The organism is Streptomyces bungoensis, assembly GCF_001514215.1.
Lineage (GTDB): Bacteria > Actinomycetota > Actinomycetes > Streptomycetales > Streptomycetaceae > Streptomyces > Streptomyces bungoensis.
In genome coordinates this window covers 143,796-161,478 of record NZ_KQ948870.1, presented here as the reverse complement: position 1 = coordinate 161,478, position 17,683 = coordinate 143,796, and the positions used below count along the sequence as shown (strand labels likewise).

The 17,683-nt window shown below is 73.9% G+C and carries 14 protein-coding genes; 12 read left to right on the top strand and 2 right to left on the bottom strand.

Annotated features, from left to right (window positions below):
- The first annotated feature begins 200 nt into the window (after window positions 1–200).
- From AQJ66_RS30425 to AQJ66_RS30385, 9 genes are all read left to right on the top strand, one after another.
- The gene (locus AQJ66_RS30425) at window positions 201–878 is read left to right on the top strand and encodes a response regulator (RefSeq protein ID WP_061928334.1); all 678 of its coding nucleotides are present in this window, start codon (window positions 201–203) and stop codon (window positions 876–878) included.
- A 123-nt stretch (window positions 879–1,001) separates the two neighbouring features.
- Window positions 1,002–3,755 carry a DNA translocase FtsK gene (locus AQJ66_RS30420; protein ID WP_079060525.1) on the top strand — a complete coding sequence of 918 codons (2,754 nt, stop codon included), beginning with the start codon at window positions 1,002–1,004 and terminating at the stop codon, window positions 3,753–3,755.
- A 280-nt stretch (window positions 3,756–4,035) separates the two neighbouring features.
- On the top strand, window positions 4,036–4,887 hold the full coding sequence (locus AQJ66_RS30415) for a helix-turn-helix domain-containing protein (RefSeq protein WP_061928332.1): 852 nt from the start codon (window positions 4,036–4,038) through the stop codon (window positions 4,885–4,887).
- Window positions 4,888–4,988: 101 nt separating this feature from the next.
- Window positions 4,989–6,458, top strand: coding sequence for a 30S ribosomal protein S12 methylthiotransferase RimO (rimO, locus tag AQJ66_RS30410; protein WP_079060524.1), 1,470 nt, complete (start codon window positions 4,989–4,991; stop codon window positions 6,456–6,458).
- On the top strand, window positions 6,455–7,228 hold the full coding sequence (gene pgsA, locus AQJ66_RS30405) for a CDP-diacylglycerol--glycerol-3-phosphate 3-phosphatidyltransferase (RefSeq protein WP_061928328.1): 774 nt from the start codon (window positions 6,455–6,457) through the stop codon (window positions 7,226–7,228). Before rimO ends, pgsA begins: the two co-directional genes overlap by 4 nt.
- A complete protein-coding gene (locus AQJ66_RS30400) occupies window positions 7,225–7,770 on the top strand; it encodes a CinA family protein (RefSeq protein WP_061928326.1) in 546 nt (181 codons plus the stop codon). The genes pgsA and AQJ66_RS30400 overlap by 4 nt, the downstream gene beginning before the upstream one ends.
- A gap of 109 nt (window positions 7,771–7,879) precedes the next feature.
- Window positions 7,880–8,254, top strand: coding sequence for a helix-turn-helix domain-containing protein (locus AQJ66_RS30395; protein WP_030655977.1), 375 nt, complete (start codon window positions 7,880–7,882; stop codon window positions 8,252–8,254).
- Window positions 8,255–8,438: 184 nt separating this feature from the next.
- Complete coding sequence (locus AQJ66_RS30390; protein WP_061928325.1) at window positions 8,439–8,909, top strand: Dps family protein; 471 nt, start codon at window positions 8,439–8,441, stop codon at window positions 8,907–8,909.
- A 99-nt stretch (window positions 8,910–9,008) separates the two neighbouring features.
- On the top strand, window positions 9,009–9,287 hold the full coding sequence (locus AQJ66_RS30385) for a hypothetical protein (RefSeq protein WP_061928323.1): 279 nt from the start codon (window positions 9,009–9,011) through the stop codon (window positions 9,285–9,287).
- A 97-nt stretch (window positions 9,288–9,384) separates the two neighbouring features.
- Here the strand turns inward: AQJ66_RS30385 and AQJ66_RS30380 are convergent, their stop codons facing one another.
- Window positions 9,385–10,239: an Fpg/Nei family DNA glycosylase gene (locus tag AQJ66_RS30380; protein WP_061928321.1), complete on the bottom strand. Its 855-nt coding sequence runs from the start codon at window positions 10,237–10,239 to the stop codon at window positions 9,385–9,387.
- Window positions 10,240–10,316: 77 nt separating this feature from the next.
- A complete protein-coding gene (locus tag AQJ66_RS30375) occupies window positions 10,317–15,398 on the bottom strand; it encodes an ATP-dependent helicase (RefSeq protein WP_061928319.1) in 5,082 nt (1,693 codons plus the stop codon).
- A gap of 349 nt (window positions 15,399–15,747) precedes the next feature.
- On the opposite strand from AQJ66_RS30375, the gene AQJ66_RS30370 reads away from it, so the two are divergent.
- From AQJ66_RS30370 to AQJ66_RS30360, 3 genes are read left to right on the top strand one after another with little or no spacing between them, the layout of a single operon-like run.
- Window positions 15,748–16,587: an AraC family transcriptional regulator gene (locus AQJ66_RS30370; protein ID WP_061928317.1), complete on the top strand. Its 840-nt coding sequence runs from the start codon at window positions 15,748–15,750 to the stop codon at window positions 16,585–16,587.
- 23 nt (window positions 16,588–16,610) lie between these two features.
- Window positions 16,611–17,369 carry an AzlC family ABC transporter permease gene (locus tag AQJ66_RS30365; RefSeq protein WP_061928315.1) on the top strand — a complete coding sequence of 253 codons (759 nt, stop codon included), beginning with the start codon at window positions 16,611–16,613 and terminating at the stop codon, window positions 17,367–17,369.
- Entirely contained in the window at window positions 17,366–17,674 is a 309-nt protein-coding gene (locus AQJ66_RS30360) for an AzlD domain-containing protein (RefSeq protein WP_061928313.1), read from the top strand. Before AQJ66_RS30365 ends, AQJ66_RS30360 begins: the two co-directional genes overlap by 4 nt.
- Window positions 17,675–17,683 lie beyond the last annotated feature (9 nt).

The window sequence follows — 17,683 nt, the reverse complement described above, 5'->3', positions numbered from 1 at the left end:
CGTGGAGGTGTGGGAATACCGGATTCCGGGAACCTTCCGGGCTCCTGCGGCGTTTCCGGTACGTGCACAGTGACATCGCGGTGACAGGGTGTGGCGACAGGCGGGGTGCGGCTACGATGACCGGCACAAGGACGGACGGCGAAAGGGAGTCGTCCCCTGGGGCGGCGCCCGGTGTACCGCCGGGGCGAGGAGGGCGGGCCATGGTGCAGAAGGCCAAGATCCTCCTGGTCGATGACCGGCCGGAGAATCTGCTGGCGCTGGAGGCCATCCTCTCTGCGCTCGATCAGACGCTGGTGCGGGCATCGAGCGGGGAGGAAGCGCTCAAAGCGCTGCTGACGGACGATTTCGCGGTCATTCTGCTGGATGTCCAGATGCCGGGCATGGACGGATTCGAGACCGCGGCGCACATCAAGCGGCGGGAGCGGACCCGGGACATCCCGATCATCTTCCTCACCGCGATCAACCACGGCCCGCACCACACCTTCCGGGGCTACGCGGCGGGCGCGGTCGACTACATCTCCAAGCCGTTCGACCCGTGGGTGCTGCGCGCGAAGGTCTCCGTGTTCGTCGAGCTGTACATGAAGAACTGCCAGCTGCGGGAGCAGGCGGCGCTGCTGCGGCTGCAGTTGGAGGGCGGCGGCAAGGGCGCGGTCGGCGGCAAGGAGTCCGCCGGGCTGCTCGCCGAGCTGTCGGCCCGGCTCGCCGCCGTCGAGGAGCAGGCGGAGGCGCTGTCCAAGCAGCTGGACGACGACTCGGCGGACGCGGCCGCGGTGGCCACGGCGGCCCATCTCGAACGCAAGCTCACGGGGTTGCGCCGCGCGCTGGACGCCCTGGAGCCCGGGGCGGGCGGCGGCGCGCCGGTGCCGTCCCAGAACTGACGCGTGCGGGGCGCGGAGTTGCCCGTGAGCGCGCGTCAGTTCCGCGCCCGCGCAGGGGCGACACGAACGGGTGAAGCAGTGGGCACACGTGTCCGCTGCCGTCCGCACCGGTAACCTCACCCCATGGCCTCACGTCCTCCCGCAGCCAAGAAGCAGACCGCCAGGAAGGCGGCTGCTCCGGCGAAGGCTCCGGTGAAGAAGGCCGCCGCGAAGAAGGCCCCGGCCCGGAAGGCGCCCGCCAAGCGGGCCCCGGCCAGGAAGGCCGCGCCGCCGAGACCCGCGCCCAGCCCCACCGGGGGCGTGCTCCGGCTCGTGCGCGCCGTCTGGCTGGGTCTCGCGCACGCCGTCGGCGCCGTCTTCCGGGGCATAGGGCAGGGAGCGAAGAACCTCGACCCGGCCCACCGCAAGGACGGCGTCGCGCTGCTGCTCCTCGCCGTCGCGCTGATCGTCGCCGCTGGCACCTGGGCCGACCTGCGCGGCCCGGTCGGCGACCTGGTGGAGATCCTCGTCACCGGCGCCTTCGGCCGGCTCGACCTGCTGGTTCCCATCCTGCTCGCGGTGATCGCCGTGCGGTTCATCCGGCACCCGGAGCAGCCGGAGGCCAACGGCAGGATCGTGATCGGCCTGTCCGCGCTTCTCATCGGCGTGCTCGGGCAGATCCACATCGCCTGCGGCTCGCCCGCCCGCAGCCACGGCATGCAGGCGATAAGGGACGCCGGCGGCCTCATCGGCTGGGCGGCGGCGACCCCGCTGACGTACACCATGACCGCGGTGCTGGCCGTCCCCCTGCTGGTGCTGCTCACCGTCTTCGGGCTGCTCGTGGTCACCGCGACCCCGGTCAACGCCGTCCCGCAGCGGCTGCGCATGCTCGGCGTCCGCCTGGGCCTGCTGCCCGAGCCGGAGGAGTACTACGAGCAGGCCGGGGACGACGAGCGGTACGAGGAGCAGTGGCGCGAGGCGCTGCCCGCGCGCCCCCGCAGGCGCCGCGGCGGCCCGGAGGCGTACGACCCCGAGAGCGCGGAGGAGGAGGCCCTCTCGCAGCGCCGCGGCCGCCCCCGGCGCTCCGCGGTGCCGCAGCCCGATCCGCACCGGCGGCAGGACGCCGTGGACGTGGCGGCCGCCGCCGCGGCCGCGCTCGACGGCGCGGTCCTGCACGGCATGCCGCCGTCCCCGCTCGTCGCCGACCTCACCCAGGGCGTGAGCGCGGGCGAGCGGGAGGACACCACTCCGGTGCCCGCTCCCGCCGCCGGACCCGAGGCCGCGCCCGCTCCGGCGCCCGTCCCGGCCGCCCGGCCCCAGCGGGAGAGGCTCGGCACCGGAAGCGTCGTCCCCGACCTCACCAAGAAGGCGCCAGAGGAGCCCCGGGAGCTGCCCCCGCGCGCGGAGCAGCTGCAGCTCGCCGGGGACATCACCTACGCGCTGCCCTCGCTGGACCTGCTCCACCGCGGCGGCCCGGGCAAGGCGCGCAGCGCCGCCAACGACGCGGTCGTCGCCTCGCTCACCCAGGTCTTCACCGAGTTCAAGGTCGACGCCGCCGTCACCGGCTTCACACGCGGCCCGACGGTCACCCGCTACGAGGTCGAACTCGGCCCGGCCGTGAAGGTCGAGCGCATCACCGCGCTGACGAAGAACATCGCGTACGCGGTCGCCAGCCCGGACGTGCGGATCATCAGCCCGATCCCCGGCAAGTCCGCGGTCGGCATCGAGATCCCCAACACCGACCGCGAGATGGTCAACCTCGGCGACGTGCTGCGCCTCGCGGAGTCCGCCGAGGACGACGACCCGATGCTGGTCGCCTTCGGCAAGGACGTCGAGGGCGGGTACGTGATGCACTCGCTGGCGAAGATGCCGCACATGCTCGTCGCCGGCGCCACCGGGTCCGGCAAGTCGTCCTGCATCAACTGCCTGATCACCTCGGTCATGATGCGGGCGACCCCCGAGGACGTCCGGATGATCCTGGTCGACCCCAAGCGGGTCGAGCTGACCGCCTACGAGGGCATCCCGCACCTGATCACGCCGATCATCACCAACCCCAAGCGGGCCGCCGAGGCGCTGCAGTGGGTCGTGCGGGAGATGGACCTCAGGTACGACGACCTGGCGGCCTACGGGTACCGGCACATCGACGACTTCAACCGCGCGGTGCGCGAGGGCAAGGTCGAGCCGCCCCAGGGCAGCGAGCGGGAGCTGCAGCCGTACCCTTACCTGCTGGTGATCGTGGACGAGCTGGCCGACCTGATGATGGTCGCCCCGCGCGACGTCGAGGACGCCATCGTGCGCATCACGCAGCTCGCGCGCGCGGCCGGCATCCACCTGGTGCTCGCCACCCAGCGGCCGTCGGTCGACGTGGTCACCGGACTCATCAAGGCCAACGTCCCCTCACGGCTGGCGTTCGCCACCTCCTCGCTCGCCGACTCCCGGGTCATCCTCGACCAGCCCGGCGCCGAGAAGCTGATCGGCAAGGGCGACGGGCTGTTCCTGCCGATGGGCGCCAACAAGCCGACGCGTATGCAGGGCGCCTTCGTGACCGAGGAGGAGGTCGCGGCCGTCGTCCGGCACTGCAAGGAGCAGATGACGCCGGTCTTCCGGGACGACGTCACCGTGGGCACCAAGCAGAAGAAGGAGATCGACGAGGACATCGGCGACGACCTCGACCTGCTGTGCCAGGCGGCCGAGCTGGTGGTCTCCACCCAGTTCGGGTCGACGTCCATGCTGCAGCGCAAGCTGCGCGTCGGCTTCGCCAAGGCGGGCCGGCTGATGGACCTCATGGAGTCCCGGAACATCGTGGGTCCCAGCGAGGGTTCCAAGGCGCGCGACGTCCTGGTCAAGCCCGAGGAACTCGACGGGGTGCTCGCCCTGATCCGCGGGGAGTCGGAGTAGGGCCGCCGGCTGCCTGGCGTGTCGGGTGTACGCCGGGTGGCCGCACCGTCGTGATCGACCCGTTAGCCGGCGCCGGGCAACCCTTTCCCTTTGTCGTACGTCCAGTTGAGCGAAAGGACAGTTACGGATCTCGTCCGGGGGTACGTGTCTGTCCCACCATCGGATTGTCGGGCCATTCCGATGGCGTACAAAGCACCACCGCCCGGTCGCTCCACCCTTTCGCACCCCCCTAGACTGAACCTCCAGCACAGGTGGCTTAGAACGCTCGAAAGGCGCCTCCGTGTCCATCGGCAACTCCCCTGAAGACGAGCGTCCGTTCTCCGACGTGTCCGGCGTGTCCGAGGAAGCCCGTCCCTCCGTGGGGCGTGCCCTGCGGCAGGCGCGCATCGCGGCCGGCCGCACCGTCGACGACATCAGCCGTGCCACTCGTGTCCGCACCGCCATCGTGCACGCCATCGAGGCGGACGACTTCGCCCCGTGCGGTGGCGACGTGTACGCCCGCGGGCACATCCGCACACTCGCCCGAGCCGTCCACCTCGATCCCGCACCACTGATCGCGCAGTACGACGCCGAGCACGGCGGGCGGCCCGCACCGACCCCGGCCGCGCCGCTGTTCGAGGCGGAACGTATCCGCCCCGAGCGCCGGGGGCCCAACTGGACCGCGGCCATGGTCGCCGCGATCGTCGCCGTCGTCGGTTTCGTCGGCTTCACCGCGTTCAAGGGCGGCGACAGCGGCAGCGACGCCAAGTCGCAGGTGGCCGAGGGCACCACGCGCACGCCCACCCAGGCGTCCTCGCCCACGCCCAAGAAGGACAAGCCCGCCGCGCCGACGGCCGAGCCGTCCGACAGCGCCATCGCGGCCGCGCCGCAGGACAAGGTCACCGTCCAGGTCAGCGCCCCGAACGGGCGCAGCTGGATCTCCGCCAAGGACCACAACGGCCGTATGCTCTTCGACGGACTGCTGAAGAAGGGCGAGTCCAAGACCTTCCAGGACAACACCAAGATCAACCTGATCCTCGGCGACGCCGGCGCGATCCAGCTGTACGTCAACGGCAAGAAGATCCAGGACGACTTCCGGCCGGGCGCGGTGGAGCGCCTGACCTACACCAAGGGCGACCCCGAGGTCGGCTAGCGGGGCCCCTGCGGGGGACGTGTGTGACGGGGCCTGCCGCGATCGGTGGGCCCCGACCCCGTCGACGTGGGCTGTCGGCGGGACGAAGTAGTCTTGAGCCCATGCCTGAACGCCGTACCGTCGCACTCGTCACTCTTGGCTGCGCCCGCAACGAGGTGGACTCGGAGGAGCTCGCAGGCCGTTTGGAGGCGGACGGCTGGCAGCTCGTCGAGGACGCCGCGGACGCCGACGTCGCCGTGGTCAACACCTGTGGCTTCGTCGAGGCCGCCAAGAAGGACTCCGTCGACGCCCTGCTGGAGGCCAACGACCTCAAGGGCCAGGGCAGAACCCAGGCCGTCGTGGCGGTGGGCTGCATGGCCGAGCGGTACGGCAAGGAGCTCGCCGAGGCGCTGCCCGAGGCCGACGGTGTGCTCGGCTTCGACGACTACACGGACATCTCCGACCGCCTGCAGACCATCCTCTCCGGCGGCATCCACGCCTCCCACACCCCGCGCGACCGCCGCAAGCTCCTGCCGATCAGCCCGGCCGAGCGGCAGGAGTCGGCCGCCTCCGTCGCGCTGCCCGGCCACGCCCCCGCCGACCTTCCCGAGGGAGTCGCGCCCGCCTCCGGCCCCCGCGCGCCCCTGCGCCGCCGGCTGGGCGGCGCCCCGGTCGCCTCGGTGAAGCTCGCCTCCGGCTGCGACCGGCGCTGCTCCTTCTGCGCCATCCCGTCCTTCCGCGGCTCCTTCATCTCCCGCCGCCCCAGCGACGTGCTGAACGAGACGCGCTGGCTGGCCGAGCAGGGCGTGAAGGAGATCATGCTGGTCTCCGAGAACAACACCTCCTACGGCAAGGATCTCGGCGACATCCGCCTGCTGGAGTCCCTGCTGCCGGAGCTGGCCGAGGTCGACGGCATCGAGCGCGTGCGCGTCAGCTACCTGCAGCCGGCCGAGATGCGCCCGGGCCTGATCGACGTGCTGACCTCCACCCCGAAGGTCGTGCCGTACTTCGACCTGTCCTTCCAGCACTCCGCGCCCGCCGTGCTGCGCGCCATGCGCCGCTTCGGCGACACCGACCGCTTCCTGGAGCTGCTGGACACCATCCGCGGCAAGGCGCCCGAGGCCGGTGTGCGCTCCAACTTCATCGTCGGCTTCCCCGGCGAGACCGAGGCCGACCTGGCCGAGCTCGAGCGCTTCCTGAACGGCGCCCGCCTGGACGCCATCGGCGTCTTCGGCTACTCCGACGAGGAGGGCACCGAGGCGGCCACCTACGACGGCAAGCTCGACGAGGACGTCGTCGCCGAGCGCCTGGCGCGGGTGTCCCGGCTGGCCGAGGAGCTCGTCTCGCAGCGGGCGGAGGAGCGCGTGGGGGAGACCGTGCGCGTCCTCGTGGAGTCCGTGGACGAGGAGGAGGGCGTCCACGGCCGTGCCGCGCACCAGGCGCCGGAGACCGACGGCCAGGTGCTGCTCACGACGGGCGAGGGCCTGACCGTCGGACGTATGGTCGAGGCGAAGGTGGTCGGTACGGAGGGTGTCGACCTGGTGGCCGAGCCGCTGAGCTCGCTCGCGGGAGTTGAGGAGGCGGGCAGATGACCGGAGTCCCGGCATCCGCCGCGGGTGGCTCCTCCGGCGCGCAGGGCGCCCGGAGTTCCGCCGCCGCTGCCGACGGCGTTGCGTCCGAGGTCTCCGGCTCTGCTCCCGCTCCCGGCTCCGCCGCCCCGGCGGACGGGGCCAGGCCCGCGCGCGGCGGGAAGATCGCGGCCGCGGCCGTCAACCAGGCGAGCGTGTGGAACGTCGCCAATCTGCTGACGATGCTCCGGCTGTTCCTCGTCCCCGGCTTCGTCGCGCTGATGCTGGCGGACGGCGGCTACGACCCGGCCTGGCGCTCGCTGGCCTGGGCGGCGTTCGCCATCGCCATGATCACCGACCTGTTCGACGGGCACCTGGCGCGCACCTACAACCTGGTCACCGACTTCGGGAAGATCGCCGACCCCATCGCCGACAAGGCGATCATGGGGGCGGCGCTCGTCTGCCTGTCCGGCCTGGGCGACCTGCCGTGGTGGGTGACCGCCGTGATCCTCGGCCGGGAACTCGGCATCACGCTGCTGCGTTTTCTCGTCATTCGCTACGGCGTGATCCCCGCCAGCCGGGGCGGCAAGCTCAAGACGCTCACCCAGGGCGTCGCCGTCGGGATGTACGTCCTGGCACTGACGGGGTGGCTGGCGTCCCTGAGGTTCTGGGTGATGGCCGTGGCGGTCGTCCTCACCGTCGTTACAGGCCTCGACTATGTGAGACAGGCCATTGTGCTGCGCCGCCGGGGAATCGCCGAGCGCGCGGCGGCGTTGGAGGAGACGGAATCGTGAGTTCCCCGGCCACCGAACTGGTGCGACTACTGACCGTGAGGGGCCAGACCCTCGCCGTCGCCGAGTCGCTCACCGGTGGCCTGGTCGCGGCGGAGATCACGGCCGTCCCGGGGGCGTCCAAGGTCCTGCGGGGCTCGGTCACCGCCTACGCCACCGAGCTCAAGCACCAGCTGCTGGCGGTCGACGCGGCCCTGCTGGCCCGGCACGGGGCGGTGGATCCGCAGGTCGCGGCCCAGATGGCGGCCGGGGTGCGCACGGCGCTGGGAGCCGACTGGGGCATCGCGACGACCGGAGTCGCCGGCCCCGACCCGCAGGACGGCCGGCCCGTCGGGACGGTGTACGTCGCCGTCGACGGGCCGCCGGGCGCCCACTCAGGTTCTGCCGGTGGCGGAAAAGTGGAGGCCCTGCGGTTGAACGGCAGCCGTGCGGAAATTCGTATGGAGAGTGTACGGAGCGTACTCGCACTGCTTCTGAAGGAGCTTGCGGGCGAACAGACTGGGAATGAGCGGGCACAGGATACGGAACGGAACGGGGGGTTTTGATGTTTGCAGCCCTGAGTGAACACGACATCGCTCCCCGCACGGCCGCGGCGCAAGGCGGTACGGTGGGGCGAGAAGGATGCGGCTACGCGGTCCGAGGAGGGAGCCACCGATGATTCTGCTCCGTCGCCTGCTGGGTGACGTGCTGCGTCGGCAGCGCCAACGCCAGGGCCGTACTCTGCGCGAAGTCTCCTCGTCCGCCCGAGTCTCACTCGGCTATCTCTCCGAGGTGGAGCGGGGGCAGAAGGAGGCTTCCTCCGAGCTGCTCTCCGCCATCTGCGACGCGCTGGACGTACGGATGTCGGAACTCATGCGGGAAGTGAGCGACGAGCTGGCGCTCGCCGAACTCGCCCAGTCCGCCCGTGCCACCGAGCCCGTGCCCACGCCGGTCCGTCCGATGCTGGGTTCCGTGTCGGTGACCGGTGTGCCACCGGAACGGGTGACCATCAAGGCACCCGCCGAGGCCGTGGACGTGGTCGCCGCGTGACGTACGCGCGCGGCTGAGCGATCCGAGACGTGTGAAGCCCCGGCCGGTTCCTCCAGGAAGCCCTGGAGGAACCGGACGGGGCTTTCGTCGTCCTTCCGGTGGAAGTTCTGCGTCCGTTTGCCGGTATCCGGTGGGGCGGTCATGGTGGAGAGACGTGACGGCGCCGAACCACCGGAGGTAACGGATGTACGTCGTGAAGAGCCCGTTGCCCGACGACGCCCTGAAGACCGTGGCCGAGGCGCTGCAGGGTGCCCTCCTGGACCTGGTGGACCTCTCGCTGGCCGCCAAGCAGATCCACTGGAACGTGGTCGGGCCCCGCTTCCGGTCCATCCACCTGCAGCTCGACGAGGTCGTCGGCTCCGCGCGCACCCACTCCGACACGGTGGCCGAGCGGGCCTCGGCACTCGGTGTGCCGCCCGACGGGCGGGCCGCCACCGTGGCCTCCGGCAGCGGCATGGGCACCACCCCGGCCGGCTGGATCAAGGACACGGACGCGGTCCGCACGATGGTCGACGCGCTGGGCGCGGTGATCACGCGGATGCGGGACCGTGTGTCGGCCACCGGCGAGGCGGACCCCGTCTCCCAGGACCTCTTCATCGGCATCACCGCGGACCTGGAGAAACATCACTGGATGTTCCAGGCCGAGAACGCGTGAACGGTGCGGATACGGCCCGGCGCCTGCATCCGTGAGCCCTCCGGTGCGCCTCCCGCGCGGGTGAGACGGCGTTCTAGCGTCCCGCTGGAGGTGGCGGCCATGGTGAGGCGGACGGTGCGCTGGGGGGCCGCTCTCGGACTGGGAGGGGTGTGGTGGTGGGCCGTGCTCCGGATCGCGCTGCGCGAGGACCCGGGACTGATCGAGGGGGCCGTCGCGATCGGCGGGTGGGGACTCAGCGTGCTGCCGGTGCACTGCGTGCCCAAGGGCCGGGCGGCGGGAGCCGTGGCGGCGGGGCGGTGGGGCACCGCCTGGCGGGCGGAGGACGCTGCCAGGGCATGGCGCCGCCGCCGTTCGGCCGCAGGACCTGACCCGTCGTGAACGCCGACGCGTCCGGAGCCGGCGCCTTCCCTGTCGACGTCCAGCCCCCGGTCCAAAGTGACCTGTCGTCAACTCCCGGACGGGGAAAGGCTGTCGGTCAGTAGGAAGCGGACGGGCGGCGGGGGTAGCGCTCCCGCCACTGCTGCGCCGTGCCCGGCGCCGGCGCGGGGCCGGTCTGGCAGGCCGGGCACCAGTAGGTGGGGCGCTCCTGGGAGCCGTCGCCCTGGTCGGCCACCCGGACCGGCGTACCGCAGCGCAGGCAGGGGCGGAACGCGCGGCCGTACACGAACAGGTCCGGCCTGGGCAGAGCCGTCGTCTTGCGGACCGGGCGGTCGCGGTTGGCGTCCAGCAGCTTCTTGGCGAGCGGCGCCAGCTGGGCGGCGCGGTCCGCGGGCAGGGCGCCGGCCGGCAGCCAGGGGGTGACGCCGAGCAGGAAGCACAGCTCGCTCTTGTACACGTTGCCGATGCCGGCGAGATTGCGCTGGTCCAGCAGGGCCTCGCCGAGCTCGCGGGCGGGATCCTCGAGGAGGTTGGCGAGGGCGCGCCCGGGGTCCCAGTCCGGCCCGAGCAGGTCGGGTCCGAGGTGGCCGACGGCCCGCTCCTCCTCGCCGGTGCGCAGCAGCTCCAGGACCGGCAGCCGGTACCCGACGGCCGTCCGGTCGGCGGTGCCCAGGATGAGGCGGATCTGGTGGGCGGGGCCGCCCCGCCAGCGCTCGCCCGCGCCGAACACCTTCCAGGCGCCCTCCATCCGCAGATGGGTGTGCAGGGTCAGACCGCCCTCGATCCGGGTGAGCAGGTGTTTGCCGCGGGGCGTCGTGCTCAGCACCGCCCGCCCGGTCAGGTCGACCGTCGCGTACTTCGGCACCCGGAAGTCGCTTCGGGTCAGCACCTCGCCCGCGAGGGCCTCGTGCAGCCGTCTCGCGGCCTGCCAGACCGTGTCACCTTCGGGCATGCGTCAAGGGTGCCACGAAGGGGTGACGTGTGGCGGGCCGTGCCGGCGGGGGCCCCGCGGCGCCGGCGGTACCCGGGTCAGGCTCTCAGACGCAGGCCGCGCGGAGTCGCGATGAACCCGGCTCCCTCCAGCAGCGTGCCCACCGGCGAGGTGAGCGCCTGCGCGCCGTTGACCCGCTCCACCGTGACCGTACCGAGGGAGCCCGCCCTGGCCGCCCCGGCAAGGGCCTCGGCAGCCATGCGCAGACGTGGGTCGTCGGCGGCGGCCGCGTCCGGGTCGGACGGCCAGGCCAGCAGCGTCTTGCCGCCGCGTTCCATGTACAGCGTCAGCTCGCCCTCCACCAGCACGACGAGCGAGCCCGCCTTGCGGCCCGGCTTGTGCCCGGCTCCGGCCGGCGGCTCGGGCCAGCCGAGAGCCGCCCCGTAGGCGTTGGCGGGGTCGGCCGCGGCGAGGACCACGGCGCGGGGGTCGGGGGAGGAGGAGCCGCCACGGCGGTCGCCGAAGCTCCGGCTGGACGGCGGGCCGTAGGGGGCGGCGGGCCCGCCGCGCGGACCGCCGTAGCCCGGGGAGGCGAACGGGTCGGCCGGGCGGAGGTCGCGCGGGGAGACGTGGTCGCCCGGGGCGGGGCGGGGGTTCTCGGGCGGCCAGGCGAGCTCGCCGGGCAGGGCGGGGTCCCGCGGCGTCCAGGCGAAGTCGCCCGAGGGCCCGAGGGCGTTCTCCGGCGACCAGCCGAAGTCGCCCGGCCCGGCGGGGTTGTTCCGCGGTGGCCAGGTGAAGTCGCCGTCGACGCCCGGGTGCGTGAGTCCGCCGTCGGCGGGGTCGGAGGCGCTCGGGGTGGCGTGGCCGCCGGCGGGGAAGGGGGAGGCGGCACCGTCGCCGAAGCCGTTCGGCCGGCCGGGGGCGGACAGGCTCTCGCCGCGTTCGCGGGCGGTGGACACCGCGCGGAGACGGTCGACCGCGCCGTCCATCGCGAACTGGGCGGCGCCCAGGCCCTCGACCACGTAGCCGCGCCGCGCCTGGCCGCTGTCCTCGAAGGCCGACAGCACGCGGTAGACCGCCGAGAAGCCGCCCTCGACCCCCTCCGCGGCCACCGCTCCCCGGGTGACCACTCCGTGCCGGTCCAGGAGGGTGCGGGCCAGTGCGTGGGCGCGCACGGTGGCGTCCGGTTCGGGCGCGGGGAGCACGGACCAGCGGCCGGCCACCGTCGGCGGGCCGGTGCGCGAGGCGGTGCGGGCGGCAGCCGTCAGGGAGCCGTAACGGCCGCGTGGGACGGCGCGTTTGGCGCGGTGGGCGGTCGAGCCCGCCGTACGGCCCGAGCCCAGCAGGGAGCGCATCGGGGCGAGGGTGTCGTTGGTGAGCCGACCCGACCAGGCCAGGTCCCACAGGGCGTCGGCCAGTTGCGGATCGGTGGCGTCGGGGTGGGTGGTGGCGCGGACCCGGTCGGCGATCTGCCGGAAGAACAGGCCGTAGCCCCCGGAGAGGGCGTCCAGGACGGACTGGTGGAGCGCGGTCAGCTCCAGGGGGTGCGGCGCCGGCAGGAGCAGGGGCGCGGCGTCGGCCAGGTAGAGCGAGACCCAGCCGTCCTTGCCGGGCAGGGCGCCCGCCCCCGCCCACACCACCTCCCCCGCGGCGGTGAGTTCGTCGAGCATCGACGGCGTGTACCCGGCCACCCGGGAGGGCAGGACCAGCTTCTCGAGCGCGGAGGCGGGCACGGACGCGCCCTGCAACTGCTCGACGGCGCGCACCAGTCCGTCGATGCCGCGCAGCCCGTGGCCCTTGCCGATGTGCTGCCACTGCGGCAGGAACTGGGCGAGGGCGGCGGGCGGCACGGGCTCCAGCTCGTGCCGCAGCGCGGCCAGGGAGCGGCGGCGCAGCCGGCGCAGCACGGCCGCGTCGCACCACTCCTGGCCGATGCCCGCCGGATGGAACTCGCCCTGGACGACCCGGCCGCTCGCGGCCAGCCGGTGCAGGGCGCCCTCGGTGACCGCCGCACCCAGGCCGAAGCGGGCCGCCGCGGTGGCCGACGTGAAGGGGCCGTGCGTGCGGGCGTAGCGCGCGAGGAGGTCACCGAGCGGATCCTTGACCGGCTCGGTGAAGGCCTCCGGGACGCCCACGGGCAGTGCCGTGCCCAGGGCGTCGCGCAGCCGGCCCGCGTCCTCGACGGCCGCCCAGTGCTCGGCACCGGCGATGCGGACCCGGATGGCCCGGCGGGCCGCCGCCAGCTCCGGCGCCCACTGCGGGTCGGCGCCCCGCTCGGCCAGCTCGGCGTCGGTCAGCGGGCCGAGCAGCCGCAGGACGTCGGCCACGCCCTCCACGTCCTTGACCCGGCGGTCCTCCGCCAGCCACTGCAGCTCGCGCTCCAGCTCGGTCAGCACCTCGGCGTCGAGCAGCTCGCGCAGCTCCGCCTGCCCGAGCAGCTCGGCCAGCAGCCGGGAGTCCAGGGACAGGGCGGCGGCACGGCGCTCGGCGAGCGGGGAGTCGCCCTCGTACAGGAACTGGGCGACGTACCCGAACAGCAGCGAGCGGGCGAAGGGGGAGGGCTCCGGGGTCGTGACCTCGACCAGGCGCACCTTGCGGGACTCGATGTCGCCCATCAGCTCCACGAGGCCGGGGACGTCGAAGACGTCCTGGAGGCACTCGCGGATGGCCTCCAGCACGATCGGGAACGAGCCGAACTCACTGGCCACCTGCAGCAGCTGGGCCGCCCGCTGGCGCTGCTGCCAGAGCGGGGTGCGCTTGCCGGGGTTGCGCCGCGGCAGCAGCAGCGCGCGGGCGGCGCACTCGCGGAACCGTGAGGCGAACAGGGCGGAGCTGCCGACCTGGTCGGTGACGATCTGGTCGACCTCGCCCTTGTCGAAGGCGACGTCCGCCGCGCCGACCGGCGCCTGCTCGCTGTCGTACTCGGTGCCGGCCTTCGCTGGTTCCTGGTCGAGCAGGTCCAGGCCCATCAGGTCGGCGTCGGGCAGGCGCAGCACGATGCCGTCGTCGGCGTGCATGACCTGGGCGTCCATGCCGTACCGCTCGGACAGGCGCGCGCCGAGGGCGAGGGCCCAGGGGGCGTGCACCTGCGCGCCGAACGGGGAGTGCACCACGACCCGCCAGTCGCCCAGCTCGTCGCGGAAGCGCTCGACGACGATCGTGCGGTCGTCCGGGACGTGACCGCACGCCTCGCGCTGCTCGTGCAGATAGGACAGGACGTTGTCGACCGCCCAGGCGTCCAGGCCCGCCGCGAGCAGGCGCAGCCGGGCGTCCTCCTCGGCCAGGGCGCCCACCTCGCGCAGGAACGCGCCCACCGCGCGGCCCAGTTCCAGGGGGCGGCCCAGCTGGTCGCCCTTCCAGAACGGCAGCCGGCCCGGCACACCGGGCGCGGGGGAGACCAGGACCCGGTCGCGCGTGATGTCCTCGATGCGCCAGGAGCTCGTGCCCAGCGTGAAGACGTCCCCCACCCGGGACTCGTACACCATCTCCTCGTCCAGCTCGCCGACCCGGCCGCCGCCCTTCTTGGGGTCGGAGCCGGCCAGGAAGACGCCGAAGAGGCCGCGGTCGGGAATCGTGCCGCCGGAGGTCACCGCGAGGCGCTGGGCGCCGGGCCGGCCGGTGATCGTGCCGGTCACGCGGTCCCACACCACGCGTGGGCGCAGCTCGGCGAACGCGTCCGAGGGGTAGCGTCCCGCGAGCATGTCGAGGGTCGCCGTGAAGGCCGACTCGGGGAGCGAGGCGAAGGGGGCCGCGCGGCGCACCAGGGCGAGCAGGTCGTCGAACTGCCAGGCGTCCAGCGCCGTCATGGCGACGAGCTGCTGCGCGAGCACGTCCAGGGGGTTCGCGGGGACCCTCAGGGACTCGATGGCGCCGGAGCGCATCCGCTCGGTGACCACGGCCGCCTGGACCAGGTCGCCGCGGTACTTCGGGAACACCACACCGGTGGAGACGGCGCCCACCTGGTGGCCCGCGCGGCCGACGCGCTGCAGTCCGGAGGCGACCGACGGCGGGGACTCGACCTGGACGACGAGGTCGACGGCGCCCATGTCGATGCCCAGCTCCAGGCTGGAGGTGGCGACCACGGCGGGCAGCCGGCCCGCCTTCAGGTCCTCCTCCACCAGGGCGCGCTGCTCCTTGGACACCGAGCCGTGGTGCGCGCGGGCGATCACCTGGGGCGCTCCCTGGGCCGCGCCCGAGCCGCCCATGAGCTGGGCCGGGGCGTGGTGCTCGTCCAGCGTCTCGCCGGTCGCCCGCTCGTAGGCGATCTCGTTGAGCCGGTTGCACAGCCGCTCGGCGAGGCGCCGGGAGTTGGCGAACACGATCGTGGACCGGTGGGCCTGCACCAGGTCGGCGATGCGCTCCTCCACGTGCGGCCAGATGGACGGCCGCTCCGCTCCCTCGTCGCCGTCGGCCGCCGGGGAGCCGCCCAGCTCGCCCATGTCCTCGACCGGGACGACCACGGACAGGTCGAACTCCTTGCCGGACTCCGGCTGGACGATCTCCACCTTGCGGCGCGGCGAGAGGTACCGGGCCACCTCGTCCACCGGGCGCACGGTCGCCGACAGGCCGATGCGGCGTGCGGGGCGCGGCAGCAGTTCGTCCAGCCGCTCCAGGGAGAGGGCGAGGTGCGCGCCGCGCTTGGTGCCCGCGACCGCGTGCACCTCGTCCAGGATCACCGTCTCGATCCCCGTCAGCGCGTCGCGGGTGGCCGACGTCAGCATCAGGAACAGCGACTCGGGGGTGGTGATCAGGATGTCCGGCGGGCGCGTGGACAGGGCGCGCCGCTCGGCGGCGGGGGTGTCGCCGGAGCGGATGCCGACCTTCACCTCCGGCTCGGGCAGCCCCAGCCGCACGGACTCCTGGCGGATACCGGTCAGCGGGCTGCGCAGGTTGCGCTCCACGTCGACCGCGAGGGCCTTCAAGGGCGACACGTAGAGCACCCGGCAGCGCTTCCTCGGGTCGGCCGGCGGAGGCGTCGAGGCCAGCTGGTCCAGCGCGGCGAGGAACGCGGCCAGCGTCTTGCCCGAGCCGGTCGGGGCCACCACCAGCACGTCCGACCCCTCGCCGATGGCCCGCCACGCCCCCGCCTGGGCCGCGGTGGGCGCGGAGAACGCCCCCGCGAACCAGCCACGGGTGGCGGGTGAGAAGCCCTCGAGGGCCCGATGCGCGGAACCGACCATGCGTCCATCCTGCACCCGCCCACTGACAATCACGCTGACCTGGGCGAAGGGGGAGGTGTGGGGTGATACCGGGCCGGAGGGGCGACGGGACCGGGGGGACTCGGAGGTACGGGGCCGGGGCATCGGCCGGGGCCGGGCTCGGTGGAACGGGGCGGGCGGAGGCGCGATGCCGGTGGGCCGCCTCCTGGCGGCGCGCGATGCGGGCGGTCCCGGGAGAGGTGGCGCGGGGCCGGCGGCGAAGCGCAACGGGGGAGCGGCGAGCGTGGCGCGGGCAGGGACGGCCGGGGGCCGGGGGCCGTCCGTGCCCAGGCGGACCCGAGGGGGCGGAGCGCGGGCGGACAATGGAGGCATGGTGGGTTCGGCGGAGCGGGCGCGGCACTGGCGGTACGAGGAGCTGCCCGGGGTCGACCTGCTGCGTGCCCGGTACGTCCGCAAGACGTTCGTGCGGCACACCCACGAGAACTTCGTGATCGCGGCCATCGCCGACGGCGTCGAGGTGTTCCACCACCGGGGCTCCGACGTGTCCGCCGGCGCGGGGGCGCTCGCGCTGGTCAACCCGGACACCCCGCACACGGGCCGGGCCGGGGTGCCCGAGGGCTGGCGGTACGGCGCGGTCTACCCCTCGCCCGGGGTGGTGGCCGGGATCGCCGCCGAGACGACCACCCTCCGCGGCACGCCCGGCTTCGTCAGCCCCGTCCTCGACGACCCGTACACCGTCCGCCTGGTCCACCGGGTGCTCCGGGCCGCCGACGAGGGCAACGCGCTGGCCGCCGACACCCTGCTGCGGGTCGCCGTCACCCGGCTGCTGCGGCTGAACGGCGGCTCCCTGCCGCAGCGGCGGCCCCGGACGGCCGGGGCCCGGACCGCCGCACGCGCGCGTGCCGTGCTGGAGGAGCGGATGGCCGCGCCGCCGTCCCTGGAGCGCCTGGCGGCCGACCTCGGGACCAGCCCGTTCGCCCTGCTGCGGGCGTTCCGCGACGCCTACGGCATGCCCCCGCACACCTGGCTGACCGACGCCCGGGTGCGCCGCGCACGGCTCCTGCTCGACGCGGGCACCGCTCCCGCCGAGGCGGCCGTCGCCGTCGGCTTCACCGACCAGCCCCACCTCAACCGGCACTTCAGCCGCATCGTCGGCGTGCCCCCGGGCGCCTACCAGCGCGAGCGCAAGAACGTACAAGACCCGGACTGACGTCCGCACGTACCGTCCAAGGCGTGGCAGAACGACAGACAGTACTCGCGGAGGCGGCCGCCGCGGCCCCGCAGAAGCAGGACGCGGCGGTCGTGCGGGACGCCCTGGGCGTCGGGGTCGCCGTAGGGCTTTCCGGGGTCGCCTTCGGGGTGACCTCGGCCGGCAGCGGACTCGGGCTCCTGCAGACCTGCGCGCTCAGCCTCCTGGTGTTCACCGGAGCCTCGCAGTTCGCCCTCGTGGGCGCACTGGCGGCCGGCGGCAATCCGTTCACGGCCGCGGCCGGGGCCTTCTTCCTGGGCGTGCGCAACGCGTTCTACGGACTGCGCCTGTCGCAGCTGCTGGCCCTCCCGCGCGCGGTGCGGCCGTTCGCCGCCCAGTGGGTGATCGACGAGACCACGGCGGTGACCCTGGCCCAGCCGACCCGGCGGGCCGCACGCATCGGCTTCACCGTCACCGGGCTGAGCCTCTACCTGCTGTGGAACCTCACCACGCTGCTCGGCGCTCTCGGCGCCAAGGCTCTCGGCGACACCGACGCCTGGGGCCTGGACGCGGCGGGACCCGCCGTGTTCCTGGCCCTGCTCGCCCCCATGCTGAGGACCGCCACCGAGCGGGCCGTCGCGGGCCTCGCCGTCCTGCTGGGCCTGGGTCTGCTGCCCGTCCTGCCGGCCGGCGTCCCGGTCCTGGCGGCGGCGCTGGCGGCGCCGGTCGCACTGGTCGCCGAGGGCCGTCGCGGCGGCCGCACCCGGCGCGGGGCACCGGACGGAACGGAGGAGGCACGGTGAACACCTGGCTCGCGATCGGCCTGACCATCCTCGGCTGCTACGCCGTCAAGCTCGCCGGACTGCTCGTACCGGCCGGTGCCCTGGAGCGGCCGGCGGTCCGCCGGCTCGCCGCGCTGCTGCCGGTCGCCCTGCTCGCCGCGCTCACGGCCCAGCAGACGTTCTCCGACGGGCACGCGCTCGTGCTGGACGCCAGGGCCGCGGGGCTCGGCGCCGCCGCCGTCGCGCTGGTCCTGCGCGCACCCTTCCTGCTGGTCGTCGCGGCCGCCGTGGTCGTGACCGCGGGAGTGCGGGCGATCGGCGGGTGAGCCGGGCCG

Excerpts from the sequence above, each read along its gene's own strand:
- rimO (WP_079060524.1), top strand. The coding sequence starts at position 4,989 with ATGCCTGAACGCCGTACCGTCGCACTCGTCACTCTTGGCTGCGCCCGC.
- AQJ66_RS30380 (WP_061928321.1), bottom strand. The coding sequence starts at position 10,239 with ATGCCCGAAGGTGACACGGTCTGGCAGGCCGCGAGACGGCTGCACGAG.
- AQJ66_RS30370 (WP_061928317.1), top strand. The coding sequence starts at position 15,748 with ATGGTGGGTTCGGCGGAGCGGGCGCGGCACTGGCGGTACGAGGAGCTG.
- pgsA (WP_061928328.1), top strand. The coding sequence starts at position 6,455 with ATGACCGGAGTCCCGGCATCCGCCGCGGGTGGCTCCTCCGGCGCGCAG.
- AQJ66_RS30425 (WP_061928334.1), top strand. The coding sequence starts at position 201 with ATGGTGCAGAAGGCCAAGATCCTCCTGGTCGATGACCGGCCGGAGAAT.
- AQJ66_RS30420 (WP_079060525.1), top strand. The coding sequence starts at position 1,002 with ATGGCCTCACGTCCTCCCGCAGCCAAGAAGCAGACCGCCAGGAAGGCG.
- AQJ66_RS30390 (WP_061928325.1), top strand. The coding sequence starts at position 8,439 with ATGTACGTCGTGAAGAGCCCGTTGCCCGACGACGCCCTGAAGACCGTG.
- AQJ66_RS30385 (WP_061928323.1), top strand. The coding sequence starts at position 9,009 with ATGGTGAGGCGGACGGTGCGCTGGGGGGCCGCTCTCGGACTGGGAGGG.
- AQJ66_RS30395 (WP_030655977.1), top strand. The coding sequence starts at position 7,880 with ATGATTCTGCTCCGTCGCCTGCTGGGTGACGTGCTGCGTCGGCAGCGC.
- AQJ66_RS30375 (WP_061928319.1), bottom strand. The coding sequence starts at position 15,398 with ATGGTCGGTTCCGCGCATCGGGCCCTCGAGGGCTTCTCACCCGCCACC.